The organism is Mesorhizobium sp. M5C.F.Cr.IN.023.01.1.1 (genome assembly GCF_003997585.1).
Classification (GTDB): domain Bacteria; phylum Pseudomonadota; class Alphaproteobacteria; order Rhizobiales; family Rhizobiaceae; genus Mesorhizobium; species Mesorhizobium wenxiniae.
Genome location: NZ_RZSU01000022.1, coordinates 25,012 through 46,541 on the forward strand (window position 1 = coordinate 25,012; position 21,530 = coordinate 46,541).

The window sequence follows — 21,530 nt, forward strand, 5'->3', positions numbered from 1 at the left end:
CGGCCGATATTTGGCGCAAAGCAGCCATGCCGCCGTCGCGTGTGAGACTCTGCTTCGGGTCACAAGCAGAACAGCAGCCCCCTACGGCTCGTCCCTCACATCGCGCAAATTAGACACAACGCGGCGGTTCTGCGACCTGCAGGCGGTGTCGGGGCAGTCGCGGACGAGCCTGTCCTTGCCGTAGCCCTTGGCCCACATGCGGTTGCGGTCTATGCCGCCGGCGGCGAGGTAATCCATCACCGCATCGGCGCGCTGCTGCGACAGCGCCGTTTCACTTGCGCCGGGATCGTCGGCGAAACCCTGCAGCTTGAGCAGCCAGCGCGGATGCTTTGCTAACCAGGCGATCTGGGTGTCGAGGGTGGCCTTGGCGACAGAATCGAGCGCGGCCGAACCTTGGGTGAAATAGGTGCGGCGGCCGACATTGAGGATAAAATCCTCCTCGCTGCCCGGCTGCACGTTCTGGAAGCCGGCAACCTCGGTGTTGGTGATGTTGGGCGTGGAAGGGGCCAGCGTGTTGCTGGTCGAGCAGGATGCGGCCAGCACCAGCAGGCCGGCGGCGAGCAGCCGGCGCGTGTTTTCAATCATGCGGTTCATGAGGCGCCAATCATTCGACAGTGGTGGAAGCGGGCGCCTGGTCGGCGATGTGCGGCAGGACCTGCACCGCGGTGCCGATCGGGCAGCGCTGGTAGAGGTCGATGATGTCTTCCGGGAACATGCGGATGCAGCCGCTGGAAGCGTCGGTGCCGATGCTCCATGGCTCCAGCGTGCCATGCAGGCGGTAGCCGGTGTCGGCGCCGTTGCGGTGCAGATAGAGCGCGCGCGGCCCCAGCGGATTGTTGGACGCGCCGCCTGCGACCATGTGCGGTAGGTCCGGCCTGCGCTTACGCATTTCGGGGGGCGGGACCCATTGCGGCCACAGCGCGCGGCGGTCGATCGTCGCGCGGCCGTACCATTTGAAGCCGTCCTTGCCGACGCCGACGCCGTAGCGGATGGCGGTCTTGTTTTCCATGATGACGTAGAGGAAGTGGTGGCGGGTATCGACCACGACGGTGCCGACCGGCTCGCTACTGAAATACTTGACGATCTGGCGATGCCATCTCTTGTCGATCTTGGCGAAGTTGGTCTTGCGATAGACAAAATTGTTGTCGCTGGCGGTACCGGCGAAAAAGGATTTTGCCGCCGCGGCTTGAGCAATATTGCTGGTTGCACCCACCGCGACCAGCGCCAGGCCGCCGAGCACGACACCCCTGCGTGATAAAACCATCGGCAATATTCCCCCCCCATGCCAAAAGCCTGGCGGAACCATAATTGAGAATTACTTCGCCTCAAAGTGGAAAATGCTGCGTTGCTTCAGTCCGCCGACAGCAGTCAGTCGGTTTCCGGGATGATGCTGTCAATAAGCAGCCGTTCGGGAAACAGTCAGCTACATCAACAAAGGTTCAAATATTCGGGCCGAGAATGGCACGTGCCGCTTCGAGATCGGGAACCGTCGGCGAGCATTTCAGCGCAAACCTACAGCTTCCCGGCGGCGAGATCTGCTTTCAGCCAGTGGCAAAGCGCCCTCCACGGCCGATATAAGGCGCAAAGCGGCCACTCGCCGTGCGAAAGACAAAGGTCGTCCTAGGGCCAAATCGAGCCCTTCATCGAGCTGATGGCCGAAAACGGCAACCGGATTGAACCCGGCCGTTCAGAGTGATCGACGTTTTGCCCTAGGACTAGTCCAGCCCGATCAGACGGCGAATGCGGCCGATATCCGTGCCGATGAAGGACTGCATGCCGATGGCCACCTGTTCCGGCGCCATGGCGGCGACGAAGCGGCGGAACTCATCATCCGACAGCGCTTCGCCCGTCCAATGGACGCGGCAGAACTCCTCCGGGCCGTGAAAATGGCCGGCACCGTCGAGCACGTCGTCGACATAGCGGCCGTAGATCATGCATTCGGAGAATTTCCGCGCCGCGCCGACGACTTCGACCCAGTTGCGGCCATGGATCTTCTCGATCCGGGCGCACATCGCTGCCACGGTTTCGCGGCGCCAGGCAATCAGCGTCGAAATGTAATCATGGGTCGAAACCTCCGATGGTTCGATGCCGAGCGCCAAGCCCGCATTGCGCGACCAGCTGCGATGTTCCTCATGGCCTTCACCGGACAGCACGCCGTCGCGGCGGAACAGCCGCACCTTGCCATCGCGCCAGAAGGCGCTGCAGTCGAAAGGTTTGAGGAAGGCCACGTCGGAATCGCAGAAGATCAGCACGTCTTCCCCAGCGTGCGCTGATATCGCGATGCGGCGAAGCTGCTGCACGTGCCAGCCGCGCAGCGGCACGGTCTTCAGGCTGAGCCAGATGCGCCTGCGGAACAGGCTGAGCGGATCGTCGAAGGCATGCAGCCAGCGCGGCAACAGGTCCCGCTCGTCGACGATCGTGCGGCGATTGTTCTCCAGCTGGCGAAACAGCGCCACGTCGCGATGCTCGACAAGAATATAGTGGTGCGCCACGCCGGAAACGTAGCGGTCGAGGGTGTCGCACAGCAGGCGGCAACGCTCCAAATCCGGCGCATAGCTTGCCGTCACGATCGCGGCCGTCGGCGTCTGGCGAAGGACATCGGTCTCGGGGCTCGGCACGAACCGGCTGTTCAACGGCTTGCTCCGGGGCCTGCTCCAGGGCGAGTCCTGGCAAGCGCGGGGTGGCCCAAAAATTTCTGGCCGATCACGCGCCACAGGAACAGGGGATTGCCGACCACATAGCGGCGCCAGAGGCGGCCCGGTTCGATCCACAGCCGAAACAGCCATTCGAGCCTGAGCCGGCGCATCCACAGCGGCGCCCGTGGCACCGTCCCGCTCAGGAAGTCGAGCAGCGCGCCGACGGCGATCGGCAGTGTGCAGTGGCGCGCATCGATATGGCGCGCGATCCACAATTCCTGGCGCGGCACGCCCATGGCGACAAGCAGCACGTCCGGTCTCAATCTGGCGATGCGATCGACGATCGCCGGCTCCTCGGCGGAAGAGAAATAACCGTCATGGATGACCACGAATCGGTGCTGCAACGCGAGCGCCGCCAGCTTCTTCGACGCCGCTTCGGCGTTGACCTGCGTCGCGCCGAGCAGCCCCACGGTCAGCGGCCTGCTGGACGCCTGCAGAAAGGCAGGGATGAAATCGGTGCCGTTGAGATTGTCCGGAAACGATGCCCCGTAAAGCAGTTTCGCCGCCAGATCGACGCCGACACCGTCCGGCAGGATGAGAAAATCGTCGAGCGCCTCGGCAACGACCGAGTCCGTATAGGCGACATTGGCGTTGTGAGCGTTGAGAAAGGTGACCTTGGTGAAGCGCCGCTCTGCAATCAACCGTGTCAGCAGGGCGACCGCGTCGTCCCAGCGGATGGCGAGGACCGAGATGCCCAGGATCGATTTCAAAGTGTCGACCCCGAAAGCGGCGCGGGCGGTGTGCATATTCATGCAAACACCTCCTTGCTGACGGGCCCTAGCTTTTCCAGGCCGAGCCTGATTGCGGCATCGAGCGCCTTCACCTGCCGGCGGTGGAAAGCGCTGCCGTCGACGTCCCTGACATCGGCCACTGCTGATTCCAGGGCGCCGGCGAAGGCGGCCGGATCATCGGTCACCACGCAATTGACCGGGCGATGGTCGATGCCGCGCAACGAATGGCTGGTGGCGACGGAAGGCAGGCCGAGTTCGAAGGTTTCGACCGTCTTGAGCTGCACGCCGCTGCCGGAGGTGCTGATCAGCGGGATGACGGCGGCACCCCGCACGAAAGCCTGCGCGTCCGGCACGCGCCCGACGAACTCGACGCCGGGATGCGCGGACGTGAGGCCCGATGGCACGCCGCCGGCAATCCTGACCCGGAAATCGGGCCTGAGATGCGGCACCACTTTTTTCAGGAACCAGTCGAGGCCGATGCGGTTCGGCTGCCAGGTCCAGGTACCGATCAGCGCCGCGTCGCAATCGATACGGCGCGGTTCGTTTTGCACGGGCGCTTCGGCGCAAGTCACCAGTGGCAGCGCCGCCGAACGGTGATCGGAGGCGACGCCGAGTGCTGAGCGATCTTCCTCGGCCAGCGTGAAGACGAAGCGTGCCCGGCTGCAGAGTCGTTCTTCCATGGCCTTGAGCAGCCTGGCCTCACGGCGAAACAACAGGCGCTGGAAAAGGCCGCCCGCGGCAGCGGCGTTCTCCTGCGCCGAACGATGCTCGACATTGTGGGCGACGAAGATCGACGGCCGGTCGGCAAACAGCCTTTCGAAGGCGCCGGCGAACTGCACGGAATTCAAGACATAACCGTCGAAAGGGCCGGCGCGTTCGACGGCGGCGCGGACCTCGCTGTCGGTGACCACGCGCAGCTTGACCGAGGCGAAAGTTAGGCCGGAGAGCATCGCCTTTGCAACCCAAGCGAGCTTTTGCAGCGATGACGCGCTTTCGGTGCGCACATCGACGGCACCGAGCACGATGGTGTTTTGCGGATCGCTCGCAGGCTTGCCCGGCCAGGTGAAGCCGATCACTGTGACGCGCGCACCGGCCCGCCGCAACGCGGCGATGATCGCGGCATTGGCGATCTCATAACCCGAGGCAAGAGCGCCGTCGGGCACGATCGATGTGGCGAACAGCAGATGCATCTCACCTATCCAGTGCTGACCCAGCTAGCAAAGCGCGGTGAAGCGTTGATTAAGTGAAAGTATTTGGTGGCCCGGCGTTGCGGATTTGCAGGCTCGTCCGCGAAAGGTGATTAACGAAACGTTATCGTCGCGATGCTATCGAGAACCAAACTCACCATCCCGGGCTGAACACGGATGATCCCATTGCCATCGGACGATTCGGTATCGATCGCGGGGCGCTCTCCGAGACTTGTCACGACGGCCGTCGAGGCGGTCGTGACGCTGCCGACCTTCAAACGGCCCGAGCAGCTTCTGGCGACGCTGGCGTCGCTCAAGGCCCAGGACACCGGCAGACGCTTCGCAATAATCGTCATTGAGAACGAGGCCGAGGCGCGGGCCGGCGCCAAAGCGGCGCTGCCGCTGTTCGCGCGCGGCGAGATATCAGGCATGGTCATCATTGCACATGAGCGCGGCAATTGCAGCGCCTATAATGCCGGCTGGCAGATGGCGATCCTGCATTTTCCAAATTTCAGGCACTTGCTGATCATCGACGATGACGAGATCGCTGATCCGCAATGGCTCGAGCGCATGTGCAAGGCGGCCGAGACGCTCGGTGCCGACATCGTTGGCGGCCCGCAAAGGCCTGTGTTTGCCGACGCGGCCCATGCCAGATGGGCCGATCATCCGGTCTTTGCGCCACCCTACCGGGAGACCCGGCGTGTGCCCGCGCTCTATTCCTCCGGCAATCTGCTGGTTGGGCGTTACGTGCTCACCGCCATGGGGCCGCCCTTCCTCGACCTGAAATTCAACTTCATGGGCGGCGGCGATTCCGATTTCCTGAGCCGGGCCGCACAGAGAGGCTTTGTGCTTGGCTGGTGCGCCGAGGCGCAAGTGCGGGAAAGCGTTCCGGCCCGGCGCGTCGAAGCCGACTGGATCCGTGCCCGCAGCCTGCGCAACGGTGTCATCTCGACACTGGTCGAGAAGAAGAAACGGGCCGGCACGCCGTTCGCCGGCACCAAGGTTTTCTTGAAGAGCCTGGCGCTGCTTGCCGCCTCGCCGTTTCGCGGCGCGGCCAGGCTGGCGCGGACAGGGTCATTGGCGACGGCCTTATACCCCATCCATGTAGCTGTCGGCCGCGTGCTTGCCGAATTCGGATACGCCAATGAGCAATACCGGCAGCCTGAGAAGAACTGAACGCGCGCCGCTCAGCGCGGCGTTCACACGCGACGGCGTCGCGACCGCGATCGCGGCGCTGCTGTTCACCGTCATTTTGGTGTCGTTTCGTCCCTTCCAGCCGGCCGGCGCCGAAATGACCGGCGATGGCGGCGACATCGTCAACCAGCTGGGCTTCGGCTCGCTCGGCGCGATCTCGATCTTTTCGCTGCTGGCTTTCGCCGACCCGCGCGTGGTGCGCTCGCTGCTCAGCCCGTCCTGGCTGCTGATGCTGGGCTTCTTCGTGCTGTCGGTGGTGATGGCAACCGACCCGCCGTCGGCCATGCGCGCCGCTTCCTTCACGCTGATCGGCATCTTGACGATGGCGACGATCCTGGCGCTTCCGCGCGACGCCGAGGCTTTCTCGAAAGTCATCATCTTCACCATCGTCGTCGTCATCGGCCTGTCCTATATCGGGCTCATCGTCTTTCCGCACGAGGCGCTGCACACCACCGATTCGCTGGAGCCGGAACATGCCGGCCTGTGGCGCGGCGTGTTCACCCACAAGAACATCGCCGGTCCTGTCATGGCCTGCTTCAGCTTCGCCGGGCTGTACCTCTACCGGCGCGGACAGCGGCTCTGGGGCGCGTCGATCTTTTGCGCGGCGATGATCTTCATGCTGCACACCGGTTCCAAGACGACGGCCGGATTGGTGCCGTTTTCGATCCTGATCGTCGTGCTGCCGAGCCTGATCGGCATGCGGCTCGGGACGCCGATCCTGTTCGCGCTGGCCATCATCGCCGCGGCGATCGGCACGCTGGGCATCGTCTTCCTGCCGCCGGTGAAGCACCTGGCGGCACTCTATTTTCCCGACCTGACCTACACCGGGCGCACGACGCTGTGGGAGTTCGCCGACGAGATGCTGGCGAAGCGGCCGTGGACCGGCTACGGCTTCGAGAGCTTCTGGGGCACGCCGCTGCTGTTGAACCAGGATCAGCCCTTCGACCGGGCCTGGGACATCAGAACCATCGTGCACGGCCACAACGGCTATCTCGACATCGCCGTGCTGATGGGCATCCCGGCGCTCTGCGTGGCGGTCTACACATTCCTGATCGCGCCGCTGCGCGATTACTTGCGCATCCCCTTGCGCAAGGAAAACATCTATCTCGGCGACTTCTTCATGATGGTGGTGCTGTTCGCAGCGCTGAACGCCTTCCTCGAAAGCTTCTTCTTCCATCGCGCCGACCCGGTCTGGCTGTTCTTCGTGTTCGGCATGTTCGGCCTCAGGCAGGCGTCGCTGCGGCCGATGGCGGTTCGTGGTCCGTCCTGATCCTCCGTCCTCACAGGGCTTCCCCGCCTGGTCGCGAGCGTCTATGGGAAGCCATCTTTTTGTTTGAGCATCGGATTTTCTCAAAACCGGTACCCCACTTTTGCGTCCGATGCTCTAGCGGAGGTTTTCTATGACGATCAGGCTTGTTCTCGCCGGTTGCGGCAATATGGGCTACGCCATGCTCTCGGGCTGGCTGAAATCGGGCAAGCTCCCCCCGGCGGCGGTCTTCGTGGTCGAGCCGAATGCCGATCTGCGCAAGCGTGCCGAAGCGCTCGGCTGCAGTGCTGCCGCCGATGCCGGCGGTATTCCGGCGGACGCGGTGCCGGCCCTCGTCGTCATTGCGGTGAAGCCGCAAGTGATCCGCGACGTGACCGCCGCGTACAGGCGCTTCAATGATGGCCGCACGGCCTTCCTCAGCATCGCCGCCGGAACGCCGGTGGCCACGTTCGAGGCCATTTTGGGCAATCGCGCGCCGATCGTGCGCTGCATGCCCAACACCCCGGCGGCCATTGGCAAGGGCATGATGGTGGTGTTTTCCAACCGACTGGTTTCCAACGACACTAAGCGTTTCGTTGCCGATCTGCTTTCGGCGAGCGGGGAAGTGACTGATATCGACGACGAAGGCCTGATGGACGCGGTGACGGCGGTGTCAGGGTCTGGCCCCGCCTATATCTTCCATTTCATCGAAGCGCTGACTGTGGCTGCCGAGAAGGCTGGCCTGCCAACAAAGACCGCCAGGCTGCTCGCCATGCAGACGGTCTATGGCGCCGCCTCGCTCGCCGCCGAAAGCGGCGTGGCGCCGGGCGTGCTGCGTCAGCAGGTGACCAGCCCCAACGGCACCACGGCCGCCGCACTTGCCGTGCTGATGGGCGGCGACCGGCTGATCCATCTGCTCACCGAAGCGGTGGAAGCAGCGCGGTTGCGGTCGATCGAGTTGGGGAAGTAGGCGGCGGCCCGCTCAGGCGAAACATCAATCGGCAAACCGAGTTGATCCGGATGACAAAGCCCGCCTGGGGCTCGTAGTACCGCCCCACCCAGCCCTGCGGCTTTGCCTGAAAGGGCAGCGCCAGCGTCGGCAATTGCCTTCGCCGACACATCGAACCCTGTCAGCCCCCGTACAGCATCTTGTCCTGCAGCCGGCGCAAGGCGAAAAGCTTGGTCGTCGGGTCGGGTGCGGCGTTGTCTGATGTCAGCAGCTCGCCCTTCCTGACCGGTCTCAGCACCTTGCCGCTTTCGAGCAGGCCGACCGGCACAGCGCGGTTGGCGCGAGCCTCTTCGACAGTCATGGTCCAGGAGCGGTAGCAGGTTTCGCCGATGGCATCGAAAATCTCGCCGGCGGCGAGATCGCGCTTGGCCACGGCGCAGACCTCGGCGACGGGCCTCGGCAGCGGCACCATGTCCGGCTTGCCATAGAGCGCGATGCGCGCGGCGGTCAACGGCACTTCCAGCGAGGTCAGATGATACGGCCGGAAGAAGCTGTAATAGGGGCCGTGGCCGATATGCAGGTCGTCCATGCGCTCGATGATGCGCGGATGCGTCGCCTCGACGATGACGAAGACGCCGGGCGCCACGCCCTTGCCGATGGTGTAGTCGACGACGCCCTTCCTCGACAGGATGCCGCCATCGGCGCGCGGGATGAGCACCTTGGCCAATTCATCGCGATTGGCCTTGGGGCCGTGCATGCCGGCAATGTCGGGCACCAGCCCGGTGGCGTTGGCGATGGCGCACATCTCGACCATGGTTTTCGAGCCGTCGACGAACTCGACCAGCATGCGCGGGTTCATGTTGCGGCGCAACGCTTCCGCGCGATAGTCGTCGGGGACGGCGTCTTGGTTGAGCGGGTTGTTCTTGCCCTTGCCGGCCGAGACGATGGTGTAGCCGAGCGCGGAGGCGAACTCGATCAGCTCCATGCAGCTGGACGGCTCGTCGCCGGCGCCGACCGAATAGACAACGCCGAGCCGGTCGGCCTGCTGCTTCAGATAGCAGCCGATGGTGACGTCGGCCTCGACATTCATCATCACCAGATGCTTGCCGTGCTCCATCGCCATCAGATCGAAATCGGCGGCGACGCCGGGCTTGCCGGTGGCGTCGATGACCACGTCGATCAGCGGATTGGTGACCAGCATCTCGTTCGAGGTGATGGCAATTTTTCCGCTCTCGATCGCCTCGCTGACCTTCGACGGCGTATCGGCCTCCCGTGCCATCGCCTCGTCGCCATAGGCGATGCGGACGGCATCACGCGCCGTGTGGGGGCGGCGGGTCGAGACGGCGCACACCGAAATGCCCGGCATCAGCATGCCTTGCGTCACCAGGTCGGTGCCCATCTCGCCGGAGCCGATGACGCCGATGCGCACCGGACGGCCTTCCGCGGCGCGCTTGGCGAGATCGCTGGCAAGCCCGGTCAGGGCGATATTGGTCATGCGCAAGTCCACTGCTTTCGATTTGAAGGGGGAATAGCAGGGAATGGTAACCTTTTGCCAACGAAACCGGCCGCCGTCGGCAATTTCTTGTGGCTGGCTTTCGCACTGCGAGCGGATAATCTTCCGCCCAGATAGTGTCTAGCGAAGCGACCGTCCTGTCGGGGCGGCGCGTGCCGACGGGATTTTCAGGGGAGGTTGAGGTGACAAACGAGTTCACGCCGAAATTCGATCTGGCTGACAAGGTGGTGCTGGTCACCGGCGCGTCGCGCGGCATCGGGCGCGCTTGCGCGCTCGCCTGCGCCGGCTCCGGCGCCGACATGATCGTGGGCGTGCGCAGCGCTGCCGACGGCGCGGATATCACTGCCGAGATCGAGCGCATCGGCCGGCGCGCGCTGGCGGTACAGATGGACCTCACCGATCTGACGACGGTGCGAAAAGCTGTCGCCGACGCCCACGCCGCCTTCGGTCGCATCGACGTGCTGGTCAACAACGTCGGGCTTGGGCCGGAAAACCTCGCGGAGAACGTTACGGAAGCGGATTTTGACCTCACCGTGAACGTCAACCTCAAGGGGACCTTCTTCACCACCCAGGCGGTCGGACGGCTGATGATCGCGGCAAAATCCGGGCGCATCATCAACATCAGCTCGCAAGCCGGCACTGTGACGCTGAAGGGCGAAGCGATCTACTGCATGTCCAAGGCGGCCATAAACCACCTCACCCGCTGCCTCGCGGCCGAATGGGCGCAGCACAAGATCACCGTCAACAGCGTCGCGCCGACCTTCATCTGGACCGACGGAACACGGCCCTCGCTCGCCGATCCGGACTTTCATGCCCATGTGCTCGGGCACATCCCGCTCGGCCGCATCGGCGACCCGATCGATGTCGCGGGAACCGTGGTGTTCCTCGCCTCGCCGGCAGCGTCGATGATCACCGGCGCGAATATACTGGTGGATGGCGGCTGGTCGGTGGCGTGAGCCCTCTTTGGCTGGCGCTGCGACACCGCCTCGCGAGCGTTAAGGCTTCCAATACGTCGCTTTCTGATGAGCAGCAAACGCAGATGCGGGAAGAGCAATTAAGGTTGTGCTACTGGTTCACGCCCGGGCTGGGAGATTGATGAAGGACACGAAGGCAGATGGCTGAGATCTTGAAGCGCTGGCACCAACTGCTGGAACGGCCCGGCTGTAACTGGCTGCCATTACCGAAAGCTCAATCGAGCGAAAAATCTCAATCGAACGGTAAATTCGACGAACTGCGGGATGAGCCCCTCTTCGTGGCTGTCTCGAAAACAGACGCCGCCACCCTAGCTGCTTACGACCGAGCGCTTGCGACTGTGCCGTTGTTTATCGAACATATAGAGAGGAATGCAGACGCCCTGTGTTCTGCGAAGCTTCGGTTTCGCGATCCCGACGAGTCCGAACGTCTTGGGGAGGACAGCTTTCTTTTTCTTTGGCTTACCGCCGTGCATTATCATGCTGAGGAGCGGCTATTTTCGGGTGCGTTTTTCGAGCTGCCACCCGAGCTTCAGAAATGGCATCAGGTCGGCCAGCGACTTGCATTTGAAGGCGACGATATTTTCGATTGGATGATTCTCGACGAGGGGCACTTGCATGGGGGATTCACATTGCGCGTAGCCCGAGACAAGCTTCCTGAGAAAGATCGTGGCTCATACGATCGATACGTCGGCGTTTCAGTTTACGAGCCACTGCCGTCCTGACTCGACGCCTGCTTTATGGCCTCGTCGAGCATTCTGACTGCAGTCATCTTCGATACGCCAAGCCGCCCAAAGACACGTTCCTGGACAAGACAGTCGACACCCGCTAGGCCGGATAGCCTCGTCACGCTTACGCGGTAATGCCGTCAGAGCGCCGGCAAGCGGCCGGGCATTACGGAACGGCAACTTGACAATGGCCCAGTCTTTCAAATTGAGTGAAATCACGATCAATAGAGAGTCGGCACAAGACAGATGGGCGAGACAGATATGGCGTGGAGAGAAAGAAAGACCGGTTACGGCAAAGGCCACTATTTCAACCAAATGGGCCTTGCCCTGCTGGTGCTCGTCTTTCTCATCGCCCTGCCGCTCGCTTTCTTTCCCGAAGACATACGGAAGTTTTACCTCAGCGAGGGCGGTCCAATTGAGGTCTTCTCGGCCGCAGGCTATCTGATCGTCGTGGCAACGCTTGTCCGGGAAACGTCCTATCGGGACCTGCTCAAGCGGTGGTACCTTGTCGCCATCCTGATCGCGATGTGCCTGCGCGAGCTGGACTTTCATGCGCATTTCACCACCCACAACATCACCAAGACCACCCTCTATATCTCGCCTGACGTTCCGCTGTTGGAAAAGCTAATCGGCGCGACGGTCGTTATTGCCCTCGGCGTTGCCTTCTATTTGCTCCTGAAGAACGGCTTCCGTAGCTTTGTGCACGGGCTTCGCCACGGCGAGGCGACTGCCGTGGCCATTGCCGCAGCGGTCGGCTGCGCCGTCCTTTCCAAGGTCATCGACGGGGCGCCATCAAATCTCACATTTCTCAGCATCCAGTTCACCCGGATCTATACCTCCACAGTGTTCGAGGAAATCCTCGAATTGGGGATTCCGATCTTCCTAGCCATTGCGGCGTTCTCGGCCTTCCCGACGCAGGATGGTCTCGCAAAATGGGCCTCGGGACAGATCACGCCAAACAACCCCAGATCCGTCACCTAAACGCCGGATCCAACGGGCCAGAACTTCTCGAATGTGATGCTCTGGTCCGCCGCGGTGTTGCCTCTATTTGCTTGGGAAACAGGTGAGGCAAAACATGTGGAATGTGGCGAAAGACGGCTGGACACTTCTTAAGGAGAGCATCCTCGGCTTCATCAATGACAATGCCTTGAGCCACGGGGCAGCTATGGCGTTTTATGCCACGACCTCGCTTGCACCGATCCTGCTCATCGTTGTTGCCATCGCTGGCATGGCCTTCGGAAACGATGCGGCACAGCTGGCGCTTTCGGCCCAGTTGTCGGGCCTGATGGGTCCGCAGAGCGCCGAGCTTCTGCAAGCCACAATCGAGAACGCGTCGAACAAGGAGGCGGGAACTCTTGCCAGCATTTTGGGGCTCGTCACACTTTTGGTTACCGCATCCGGCGTGTTCGGCGAAATGCAGGTTGCCCTGAACGAGATCTGGAAAGTCAAACCGGGTGGCACATCGATTTCACGGCTCGTGCGGGCACGCGCTGCCAGCCTCGGTCTCGTCGCGGCGCTTGGCTTTCTGCTGCTGGTGTCCCTAGTCGTAAGCGCTGCAATTTCGGCCCTTGGAGATATCATCAACGCATATCTGCCCTTTGGCACCCTCATCCTGAGCGCAATCAACTGGATCGTTTCGTTTGCCCTGATCGCTCTGTTGTTTGCGGCAATCTACAAGGTCCTGCCCGACCGCGCGCTGCAATGGCGCGACGTTGGCGTGGGCGCCGTAGTAACGGCGTTTCTCTTTACGATCGGCAAGTCGCTGATTGGCTGGTATATCGGAACCAGCGCCGTCGCATCGTCATACGGGGCAGCCGGTGCGCTGCTCGTCGTGCTGCTGTGGGTCTTTTATTCGTCGGAGATCTTTCTGTTGGGCGCCGAATTTACACGAGCCTACTCGGTTCGATACGGCAGCCGATCCGATCTGGAGGCGACCATTGAAGCAAGTAAGACGCGAACAGATGCCGGCGACGCCGGCCAGGATCGAAAAGTCTGAGAAACGAAGTCCTCGGCGGGATTGTTTTCGGCAGTCTCCTTACCACCGTTTTAAGCCATTTCTGGCATCAACACCGGCGCTGAGACGTCCGGCGCGGCGGCCCGAGGCGAGCATGGTCTTGGGGACATCTGGGGGGACATCCGGTCGAAGCGACCTGCGAAGTTCCTTCGCCGCAGCCACCAGCTTGGCGCGGTTGCTTCCATATCTCTTGATCAACTGATGGACTTGCGCGGGGGTGATGCCGTTTTGCCGGGCAAAATACCTTACTACGTAATCCTCGCTGCCGGAGATCCGATCCCGGTGGCGGGGATAGAGCTTCGCCGCGTCGGCTGTCATGCTTACTCTCCTTTGGTCCCGTTTGCGCACAATCTATGATTGGCCAACGCAAAACGGGCGAATTCGTTGCCGGATGCGACACCAGCGCGCTTCGCTTTTTCGCCGCAGGCCCGAACGCCCGGCCAAAGCAACCGGACCGACGCGCTTTTAAGCGATATGCAGATTTTTCGAGACTCAGCCCTCTGGCACGCGCATGATATTGGCAGGGAGGAAAAGCCATGCGCGAATTGCCAAAGAGCATTGACGCAGACGTTGTAATCGAAATCAGCAGGTTGCTCGATGACCATGCGAAGTCGGCACCAGTGCCAGTCCACAAGCTTGCCTTGATGATCTCGAATCGTGTCGAGACCGATCTGCCGACAGCTTCCATCGAAGAGTTGATCGTTGAAATGGCCATGACCCGCCAACTTCCGATGCTGTTCGATCTACCGGGGGCGGATGCAGACAACGTCATATCGATCGCCTTGGCGCGCGCCAGTTGATCCGGCTGAGGGACCTTTCCGTCGAGTGTGATTTCGAGACGCGGATCGTTCGTATCCTGTTCCAATTCGCGCCACTGGCTCCGGCCGGCGGCTTTTTGCTGCGTCGCCAAGGCTAATCGTCATGGGCAATAATCGTCACGGACGATCCGCTGTTTTGGAACATCTGGTGTCCAGTTGCATTTCCTCTAGACAACAAAGGAGGAATTCATGAACTGGGATCAAATCAAGGGAAAATGGATGCAGTTCAAAGGCCAGGCTAAGGAGCAATGGGGTGACCTTACCGACGATGACCTTGATCGCATCGAGGGCAATCGTGATCAACTCGCAGGCCGCATTCAGGAGCGGTATGGAATCGCCAAGGAAGAGGCAGAGCGCCAGATAGACGACTGGTCCAGAAGCCTCACCTGAGCGTCTAGTATCGAGGCTGCACCGTCGATCGGCGCAGCTTCGACAGTCCTAGAGCGGGATGGGTTCGAATTGAACTGGGCATTTCGCTCTATCTATTTGTTTAGCCGCATCTCTGCGACGCCATTGATTCCACTTGGCTGAAAATGCTCTAAGCCTGCCGCTCCGAAATGAGCGGCGGGCGAGGTAGATGCGACGGCGGGTTGATGTATGCCAGCCGTCGCTTCAGGATCTTCGGAACGAGAGCTAGCGCGCCGATTGTCTCTTGGCTTGTGCGGCGACGGCCGTGAGGAAAGCCGTTGCGGCAGTATCACACGCCGCTCGGGACGGGCTATAGGCAAAAAGGATCAGTTCGGCAGCCCTTATCGTAAGGCCATGCTTTTTAGCGAATGCAGCTATTTCGTAAGGCTTGTCGTGGTCTATGGCCGGACCGTGGTCTTCGTTCATTGCTTCCTCCCGTTTGCGACGTTCCTCGCCTTGGCCCCTCCTTGGCGCAAAGATTAACTTACGGGGAGTTGAGAGAGTCTACCAATTGGAGATTGCAATAGGCCTACGGTGGACGACCGCCTGATGCGGCGCGTCGAGGCCAAAGACTCCATTTTGTCCGCTGCACATCGAAAAAGATATATAATTGCGCTGATATCGCAGGTGGTCGACGCAAGCCAATGCCGATCTTTTCAGTCAAGCACACGACCGTCTATCGCTACACGCAACAGGTGACGTTTGGCGAGCATCGGCTGATGTTCAGGCCGCGCGATAGTTTCGATCAGCGACTTCTGGATCATGCGCTGTTGGTGGACCCCGAGCCGAAAGAGGTTGGCTGGATCCATGACGTTTTTGGAAACTGCGTTGCGGTAATCGACTTCCAGGGTTCCGGCGACGAACTGCGTTTCGTGACAGACATTCGGCTCGACCACACGCCGCAGCATGCGCCTGATTTCCGTATCGATGAAGCAGCACTCAGCTATCCATTTTCCTATGATCCCGACGAGGCAACCGACCTCACCCAGACCATCGAGCGCCATCATCTCGATGACGGCGACGAGATCGGCAAATGGGCACGACAGTTCGTGAGCGCCAGAGGCCACACCGAGACGGGCAAATTGCTGATGACACTTTGCTACGCCATCCACGAGAGCTTTGTGTATTCCCGTCGAACTGAATCAGGGACGCAACCGCCTCTCATGACCTTGCACCTGCGTCGAGGCACATGCCGAGACTTTGCGCTGTTCATGATGGAAGCGGTTCGTTCGCTCGGTTTTGCTGCCCGTTTTGTGACTGGTTATGTCTATGTGCCGAACCGCGACAGCGCTTCTGTCCTCGGCGGCGGTTCGACGCATGCCTGGTGCCAGGTCTATCTGCCTGGCGCGGGTTGGGTCGAGTTCGACCCCACCAATGGCATTGTCGGCAACCGGGACCTTATCAGGGTGGCTGTGGCCAGGCATCCTGGGCAAGCCATCCCTCTTTCCGGAAGCTACTGCGGCAGCGCGTCGAGCTTTCTCAGCATGACGGTGGAGGTCAAGGTGGTGAAGGAGGCTGGTATCAATAACCGGCATCTATAAAAATTAGCATCCTCTAAATGTGTTCGGAACTGTTCGCGGCAATCCGGAGTTTGCTTTAATCAACGCATTGGAGCTTCGATGCGTATCCGCGCAGGTTTCAAGCTCGCCTACGAATGTCCGCAGCCGACACCGATGCTGCTCGTCCTTGATATCCATCCTTCACGTCGCGTCGATCTTTTGACGGAACAGATCATCGGCTTCGATCGCCCGGTCGACGCCCGCGGCTACATCGACGTTTTCGGCAATTTGTGCACGAGAATAGAGGCGCCCGCCGGGCTTACGACGATATCAACGAACTTCGAAATTTATGACACCGGCAAGCCGGAAATTGTGGCCGCGGGCGCCGTCCAGCACGACATCAAAGAGCTGCCCGACTACGTGCTCAGGTTTCTTCTCGGCAGCCGCTATTGCGATACCGATCGGCTTGGCGACTTCGCTTGGGCCAATTTTGGCAATACCGCACCCGGATGGGCGCGCGTCCAGGCGATCTGCGATTTCGTTCACGAACACATCACCTTCAACTACCAGGCCGCGGACACGCTGCGGACCGCCTACGGCGCGCTAACCGATCGGGCCGGCGTGTGTCGCGATTTTGCGCATCTGGCAATCACGCTGTGCCGTTGCATGAATATTCCGGCGCGATATTGCACCGGCTATCTCGGCGACATCGGCATACCGCCGATGCCGTACCCCATGGATTTCAACGCATGGTTCCAAGCCTATCTCAGCGGCCATTGGTTCACCTTCGATGCACGGCACAACCAGCCTCGCATAGGCAGAATCCTGATGGCGACGGGATGCGATGCCAATGACGTCGCTATCTCAACGAGCTTCGGTCTTTCCCGGCTCACCCGCTTCGAAGTCATCACAGAAGAAATCCACGCCGAGCCTGAGAAGGCGTCAGCCCGCCGCACCTTTCGGCATGACGGGCTTCAGCGTGAGGGGTCAAGTCAGTCGTAGATCTTCACAATCTTGCGGGTACCTGGATCGACCAGGACGGTTCGGCCATCGACGACGACGTAGCGGTATTGAACGTCCGGCACCTCGTAAAGCTCGACTGTTTCGGGCAGAGGGGTGCCGATGTTGAGCTCCACGCCGGGAAGGCTGAGTGATGCCACTGGTTTCTTTTTCACGTATTCGCGGATCACAGTGTCCTGCTCGGGTTGGATAATGACGTCCTGAGCGGCGGCGGCGCTGACGCCAACGAACAGAAGGATGCCTGCCGCAGCCGATGTAAGTTGCTTACCCATAATAGCCTCCAAGCAACCTTCAGCTGCGGTGCTTGATTGCTGCCGCGACGGGGTTGCATAGTTATTTGAACGATGCGGCGCAATTCTTGTTCCATTTTGTAGTGCGCGAACCCGCTGCCACGGCATATCAACGCCGTCGTTCGAGGCCGCCCGCCGAACGCGCTCCCGCTCAAGGCTTAGGTTCTTCCGGAGGAGGCGCGTTTGGGACTGGACAATCAGGATGTGGCCATTTTTCACACGGAGAGGGCTTGTCGCCAGCGTCGCCATAACGTTCCACGAGTTTTGCGAATCCGTAGGCGAAGGCGGAAAGCAGCGCCAGGATAACCACTATGCGAGCGGCCATACGGGATTATAGCAGGATCCCGCTTAGGATTGACCCCATCATCAGCTTGCGCTCGACAGGTTTGCGGCGAGGTTCGCAAGATCTGAACGCATCTCGTGACCTTCCACACCGTTGCCACAGCTGGGCGACGCGAATGCGTCGGTGCGCCGGCATAGATTGGGCGATCTCGCTGGCAACGGCCGCTGGAAAGCCGAAAAGTCAGTATCTCGATATGCGCATGTCATCGTTTCGGAAGGCTGATTGCTCCCGACTCGCAAACGCAAAGTGACCAGGCGCAGCGCACGATTGAAAATCTTCGGGAAAACTGGTGCTGCGAGAGAGGATTGAACTCTGGGAATGTATGATGAAATCAAAGGCTTAGACGAAATTTTGTAACATTGTAACGTCCGACAAAATGACCTCCGTCGCTCAGTTGGCAAGGTCTCACACGGGAGGGATAACTCTCGGGCGGCGCTGCTCGTTTTCCAACGCAGCCGATTGCCTCCGTGGGTCTGTCCACTCATGGACGGCTTCGCCCTGCGCCGATCTGACCGCCTCAGCGAAGAACACCCGCGACAATGCGTGATAGAGCGGCTCGTGCGAGATCATGCGAGCTGCGTCGTAGCCCAGCGCCGAAGACCAGGCCGAGCGTGCTGCGAGACCAGCGCCCATGGCCAGTGATGCGCAAAGATGCCGCGGGGTATGCTCTGACTGGAGCCATACTAACCCGCCGATGTGAGCCTGCGGGCACCTTCCGGGAGCTGCTTGCACCGCCTACCCCGCCGCAAGCCTCCGTCTTTGCCTCAGGCCCCTGTTGCGTTAGCATAGGCACAAATTAGCTATGCCTGATGAATCGGATTCGCGGAGGGGGCGAGAGTTCATGGAAATGCAGCAGGTCCGCTATTTCCTGGCGCTCTCCAGCACGCTCAACTTCACCAAGGCCGCGGAAGAATGCAATGTCACGCAACCTGCGCTGACCCGGGCGATTAAGACGCTCGAGGATGAGCTGGGTGGAGAGCTCCTTCGGCGCGAGCGCCAGCATTCTCACCTGACCGAACTCGGCCGGCGCATGCTGCCTTTGCTGCAGCAATGTTACGATGCCGCCGCTTCCGCCAAGTCACTTGCCAAAGCAGTGCAAAGCAGCGACGTGGCACCGCTTAATGTCACCATTTCCAACAGCGTGAACATAGCCCTGCTGGTATCACCATTCGCGGAGCTTTTCCGGGCCTATCCCGGGGTTCACCTCAAGATCAGCCGCGGCTCGCCGACCGCCGTCGTCGATGCCCTCAAGAAAGGCGATGTGGAGCTGGCCGTTGCCGGTCCTCTGGGGCGGGCCTGGGATCGGCTCGACACCTGGCCGCTTTTTCAGGAGGGAATCGAGCTTGTCGTTAATTCCGATCACCCTCTTGCCCGTCGCAACGAATCCGACGTGGCCCTCAGCCAGCTTGCCGCAGAACCGGTGCTCAGCCGCGTCGATTGGGAAACGAGCGAGGAGCTATCGCGCTGCCTCGCAGCGAGAGGCTTTACGCCTCGGACCGCGCATGAAGTTGAGACTGACCACGATCTGCTGGCACTGCTGGAGGCCAACGCCGGCGTGGGCTTCGTCTCCCTGACAGCACCACAGTCGCCGAACATCCGCAGGCTTAAGCTGCGAGACGTCAACATCTCACGGACCGTCGCTGTCTATGCGGTCGCCGGCCGGCATCGTTCCCCGGTCGCCACGACGCTGCTCAACCTGTTGCGCTCAACCGACTGGTCACCATTTGGTGTTAGCGAGCCCGCTTGAGCGCCGCAATCAGATCGTCGATGTCCATTCGCCGGCGGTAATCGGGATCGACGAAGCGATCTGTGATCAATCCGTTCGTGCCGACGATGAAAGTCGCCGGGATCGGCAGGAACCAGCTGCTGTTGCCCTGATAGCTAGGGAGATCATAACCAACTCCCATCAACCGTTCCATTTCAGCCCCGACCCAGATAGCGAGGTTGAGTGAGAGCGCATAGCCATTGTCCATGTCGGTCAGGAATGGAAACTGGGCACCTACCGTAGTCTTCATCGCCTTCGCAAATTTGCGTCGTTCGGGCATGATCACCACCACTTGGCCACCCAGTGCGGCAATCTCCTCCTGGACCTCTACGATCCCGATCGCGTTCAAGCGGCAATAAGGGCACCAGTGACCCCGCTGGAAGGCTATTACCGCCGGCCCCTGCTTCAGGAGGTCCACCAATCCGATCAGTTTGCCGCTGTCGTCAGGCAAGAGGAAGGCTGGCATGAGATCGCCAGGCGCCGGCGCCATCGCCCCCGCTCCCTGCTCCTGCAAGCGTGCCACCAGGCGGTCGACCGCATCGGCAAAATCGCCGTTTAGACGGCGAACAGCCTTTGCGACCACCTCCAGCCGCTCATTCAGCGACGCATCGAGTTCGACGGCAGCCTGCACGGACTGTTCAAGTGTCATTGTCTGGTTGTCGGGTGCCATTTCTGCACTTTCATAGCTTGCGTGCAGCCTATCATCGAAGCCCCTCGGCTACGGCCATGCTTTTCTTGCATGGATTCGATGTCCCACGTGCATCGAGCGCAAGCGAGATTCATAGTCTGTTCGCTGCCTCCGCTCAATTCGTTACATCATGTTCCTGACATCCGAGGCGAAAGTAGGGAAGCCGTAGACCATGTCGGACAGCTGCGATGCCGTGATGCCGTGTTTCATGGCAAGCGCAAAAATGTGGATCAACTCCTCGCCGGCGTGTCCGACCATATGGGCACCTAGGATTCTATCCGTCTTCGCATCCACGATAATCTTCGACCACGCGGCGGTCTCGGCATAGGTCCTCGCGGATAACCAGCCCTGTATGTCGTTCACATGGGCCCTCACGCCAAGACCTTGCTCTTTCGCTTTGGCCTCGGTCAGCCCGACGCTGGCCAGAGCGGGGACCGTGTAGAGACACGCCGGTATCTGCCCATAGTCTGGCCGGTGTCTCGGTCCATCGACGATGTTTCGTCCGACCATGCCGCCCTCATAGGTCGCTACTGGCGAAAGCTGCGGAGAATTCCACACCGCATCGCCGCAGACGTAGACGTCAGGATTGGAACGCGAGCGTAGGAGATCATCGATTTCGATGCGGCCTTCGCGATGCACGATAACGCCGGCGCCAAGATCGAGCCCCTCGACATTGGCGACACGTCCGGCGCAATTCACAACCCTATCCGCATCCACGGTGCATTCGATGCCATCCGCCACAAAGGTAACGCGCAATCGCCCATCGACCTTGTCGATCCTCTTGACCCAAGCAAGGGTGCGGACATGAATGCCAATGCGTTCGCTCTCGCCACGGATCTGGGCAACGGCATCGGCGTCGAATCCTCCAAGCAAATGCGGCAGCGCTTCGAGGATCGTCACGTCGACGCCGGCGCGCGCATAAACGTGGCCCAGTTCGAAGGCAATGACGCCGCCGCCGACGAACACCACCGCTCGGGGCAGCACCGGGTCGTTCAGGACATCGTCCGAAATCGTCAAATGCTCAGAGCCTGGAATTGCCAGTGAGCGCGGCTTCGAACCAGTTGCGATCACAATGTTCCTGGCTTCAAGCTCGCGGCCGTCGACGCTGATGGTATTGCTGCCGATGAATGCGGCCTCGCCGACGATGACATCGACGCCGCGCTTGGCCATCAATCCGGACAGGCGGCAGGGAATGTCCCTGATCATATCCTTTTCACGTTCGATCAGGGCTCGCCAGTCGAGCCTCGGCGTGTCGACCATGATTCCGTGCGGATGTGCCCGTTCGATCTCGTGGAGCGCGTGGGCCGCGGCGACGAGGACCTTCTTCGGCGTGCAGTCGCGATTGGGGCAAGTGCCGCCGAGGTCACGTGCCTCTATCATGGCCACCGATATCCCGGCGGCGCGCGTAGGCACAGTCACACCCATCCCGGCATTGCCGCCACCGAGGATCACGACATCATACTTTTCCAT

General features: G+C 61.0%; 24 protein-coding genes. 12 read left to right on the forward strand and 12 right to left on the reverse strand.

Features of this window, described 5'->3' with window-relative positions:
* Positions 1-81: 81 nt before the first annotated feature.
* The 5 genes from EOA78_RS11720 to EOA78_RS11740 form a co-directional block, all read right to left on the reverse strand.
* Positions 82-594, reverse strand: a complete 513-nt coding sequence (locus EOA78_RS11720) for an OmpA family protein (protein ID WP_127315249.1) — start codon at positions 592-594, stop codon at positions 82-84.
* Between the two features lie 10 nt (positions 595-604).
* Positions 605-1,264, reverse strand: a complete 660-nt coding sequence (locus tag EOA78_RS11725) for a L,D-transpeptidase (protein WP_127315250.1) — start codon at positions 1,262-1,264, stop codon at positions 605-607.
* 451 nt (positions 1,265-1,715) lie between these two features.
* Positions 1,716-2,633 carry a DUF6492 family protein gene (locus tag EOA78_RS11730; protein WP_127315251.1) on the reverse strand — a complete coding sequence of 306 codons (918 nt, stop codon included), beginning with the start codon at positions 2,631-2,633 and terminating at the stop codon, positions 1,716-1,718.
* Positions 2,630-3,448 carry a WecB/TagA/CpsF family glycosyltransferase gene (locus tag EOA78_RS11735; RefSeq protein ID WP_127315252.1) on the reverse strand — a complete coding sequence of 273 codons (819 nt, stop codon included), beginning with the start codon at positions 3,446-3,448 and terminating at the stop codon, positions 2,630-2,632. The genes EOA78_RS11730 and EOA78_RS11735 overlap by 4 nt, the downstream gene beginning before the upstream one ends.
* Positions 3,445-4,617 carry a glycosyltransferase family 4 protein gene (locus EOA78_RS11740; RefSeq protein WP_127315253.1) on the reverse strand — a complete coding sequence of 391 codons (1,173 nt, stop codon included), beginning with the start codon at positions 4,615-4,617 and terminating at the stop codon, positions 3,445-3,447. The genes EOA78_RS11735 and EOA78_RS11740 overlap by 4 nt, the downstream gene beginning before the upstream one ends.
* A gap of 174 nt (positions 4,618-4,791) precedes the next feature.
* On the opposite strand from EOA78_RS11740, the gene EOA78_RS11745 reads away from it, so the two are divergent.
* The 3 genes from EOA78_RS11745 to proC all read left to right on the forward strand — a co-directional run bounded on the left by EOA78_RS11745 (position 4,792) and on the right by proC (position 8,024).
* The gene (locus tag EOA78_RS11745; RefSeq protein WP_127315254.1) at positions 4,792-5,790 is read left to right on the forward strand and encodes a glycosyltransferase; all 999 of its coding nucleotides are present in this window, start codon (positions 4,792-4,794) and stop codon (positions 5,788-5,790) included.
* Complete coding sequence (locus EOA78_RS11750) at positions 5,759-7,078, forward strand: O-antigen ligase (protein WP_127315255.1); 1,320 nt, start codon at positions 5,759-5,761, stop codon at positions 7,076-7,078. Before EOA78_RS11745 ends, EOA78_RS11750 begins: the two co-directional genes overlap by 32 nt.
* 130 nt (positions 7,079-7,208) lie before the next feature.
* Positions 7,209-8,024, forward strand: a complete 816-nt coding sequence (gene proC / locus EOA78_RS11755) for a pyrroline-5-carboxylate reductase (RefSeq protein WP_127315256.1) — start codon at positions 7,209-7,211, stop codon at positions 8,022-8,024.
* A gap of 160 nt (positions 8,025-8,184) precedes the next feature.
* Here the strand turns inward: proC and EOA78_RS11760 are convergent, their stop codons facing one another.
* A complete protein-coding gene (locus tag EOA78_RS11760) occupies positions 8,185-9,498 on the reverse strand; it encodes an NAD(P)H-dependent oxidoreductase (RefSeq protein ID WP_127315257.1) in 1,314 nt (437 codons plus the stop codon).
* A 200-nt stretch (positions 9,499-9,698) separates the two neighbouring features.
* Between EOA78_RS11760 and EOA78_RS11765 the strand changes: the two genes are divergently transcribed.
* The 4 genes from EOA78_RS11765 to EOA78_RS11780 all read left to right on the forward strand — a co-directional run bounded on the left by EOA78_RS11765 (position 9,699) and on the right by EOA78_RS11780 (position 13,211).
* Positions 9,699-10,472, forward strand: a complete 774-nt coding sequence (locus tag EOA78_RS11765; RefSeq protein ID WP_127315258.1) for a glucose 1-dehydrogenase — start codon at positions 9,699-9,701, stop codon at positions 10,470-10,472.
* 158 nt (positions 10,473-10,630) lie between these two features.
* On the forward strand, positions 10,631-11,212 hold the full coding sequence (locus EOA78_RS11770; protein WP_127315259.1) for a DUF2314 domain-containing protein: 582 nt from the start codon (positions 10,631-10,633) through the stop codon (positions 11,210-11,212).
* A 249-nt stretch (positions 11,213-11,461) separates the two neighbouring features.
* Entirely contained in the window at positions 11,462-12,196 is a 735-nt protein-coding gene (locus EOA78_RS11775) for a hypothetical protein (RefSeq protein ID WP_164783724.1), read from the forward strand.
* A 94-nt stretch (positions 12,197-12,290) separates the two neighbouring features.
* A complete protein-coding gene (locus tag EOA78_RS11780; protein ID WP_127315261.1) occupies positions 12,291-13,211 on the forward strand; it encodes a YihY/virulence factor BrkB family protein in 921 nt (306 codons plus the stop codon).
* Between the two features lie 39 nt (positions 13,212-13,250).
* Here EOA78_RS11780 and EOA78_RS11785 read toward each other — a convergent pair whose 3' ends face one another.
* Positions 13,251-13,547 (reverse strand): DUF3606 domain-containing protein, encoded by a 297-nt coding sequence (locus tag EOA78_RS11785; RefSeq protein ID WP_127315262.1) that lies wholly within the window; start codon positions 13,545-13,547, stop codon positions 13,251-13,253.
* A 218-nt stretch (positions 13,548-13,765) separates the two neighbouring features.
* Here EOA78_RS11785 and EOA78_RS11790 point away from each other — a divergent pair, with 218 nt between their 5' ends.
* The gene (locus EOA78_RS11790) at positions 13,766-14,029 is read left to right on the forward strand and encodes a hypothetical protein (RefSeq protein WP_127315263.1); all 264 of its coding nucleotides are present in this window, start codon (positions 13,766-13,768) and stop codon (positions 14,027-14,029) included.
* Between the two features lie 207 nt (positions 14,030-14,236).
* The gene (locus EOA78_RS11795) at positions 14,237-14,437 is read left to right on the forward strand and encodes a CsbD family protein (RefSeq protein WP_095519089.1); all 201 of its coding nucleotides are present in this window, start codon (positions 14,237-14,239) and stop codon (positions 14,435-14,437) included.
* Positions 14,438-14,680: 243 nt separating this feature from the next.
* Here EOA78_RS11795 and EOA78_RS11800 read toward each other — a convergent pair whose 3' ends face one another.
* Positions 14,681-14,881, reverse strand: a complete 201-nt coding sequence (locus EOA78_RS11800) for a hypothetical protein (protein ID WP_127315264.1) — start codon at positions 14,879-14,881, stop codon at positions 14,681-14,683.
* Positions 14,882-15,099: 218 nt separating this feature from the next.
* Between EOA78_RS11800 and EOA78_RS11805 the strand changes: the two genes are divergently transcribed.
* Together EOA78_RS11805 and EOA78_RS11810 are read left to right on the forward strand one after the other, a co-directional pair.
* Positions 15,100-15,996, forward strand: coding sequence for a transglutaminase family protein (locus tag EOA78_RS11805; protein ID WP_127315265.1), 897 nt, complete (start codon positions 15,100-15,102; stop codon positions 15,994-15,996).
* A 78-nt stretch (positions 15,997-16,074) separates the two neighbouring features.
* Positions 16,075-16,956, forward strand: coding sequence for a transglutaminase family protein (locus EOA78_RS11810; RefSeq protein WP_127315266.1), 882 nt, complete (start codon positions 16,075-16,077; stop codon positions 16,954-16,956).
* On the opposite strand, the gene EOA78_RS11815 is transcribed toward EOA78_RS11810, so the two are convergent.
* On the reverse strand, positions 16,947-17,246 hold the full coding sequence (locus tag EOA78_RS11815) for a DUF1236 domain-containing protein (protein WP_127315294.1): 300 nt from the start codon (positions 17,244-17,246) through the stop codon (positions 16,947-16,949). The two genes, EOA78_RS11810 and EOA78_RS11815, sit on opposite strands and share 10 nt — an antisense overlap.
* A gap of 766 nt (positions 17,247-18,012) precedes the next feature.
* The gene (locus EOA78_RS11820) at positions 18,013-18,240 is read right to left on the reverse strand and encodes a hypothetical protein (RefSeq protein ID WP_127315267.1); all 228 of its coding nucleotides are present in this window, start codon (positions 18,238-18,240) and stop codon (positions 18,013-18,015) included.
* A gap of 208 nt (positions 18,241-18,448) precedes the next feature.
* On the opposite strand from EOA78_RS11820, the gene EOA78_RS11825 reads away from it, so the two are divergent.
* Positions 18,449-19,354: a LysR family transcriptional regulator gene (locus EOA78_RS11825; protein ID WP_164783725.1), complete on the forward strand. Its 906-nt coding sequence runs from the start codon at positions 18,449-18,451 to the stop codon at positions 19,352-19,354.
* On the opposite strand, the gene EOA78_RS11830 is transcribed toward EOA78_RS11825, so the two are convergent.
* Positions 19,338-20,042 (reverse strand): peroxiredoxin-like family protein, encoded by a 705-nt coding sequence (locus EOA78_RS11830; protein ID WP_127315269.1) that lies wholly within the window; start codon positions 20,040-20,042, stop codon positions 19,338-19,340. The genes EOA78_RS11825 and EOA78_RS11830 overlap by 17 nt on opposite strands.
* A 141-nt stretch (positions 20,043-20,183) precedes the next feature.
* Positions 20,184-21,530, reverse strand: coding sequence for an NAD(P)/FAD-dependent oxidoreductase (locus EOA78_RS11835; protein WP_127315270.1), 1,347 nt, complete (start codon positions 21,528-21,530; stop codon positions 20,184-20,186).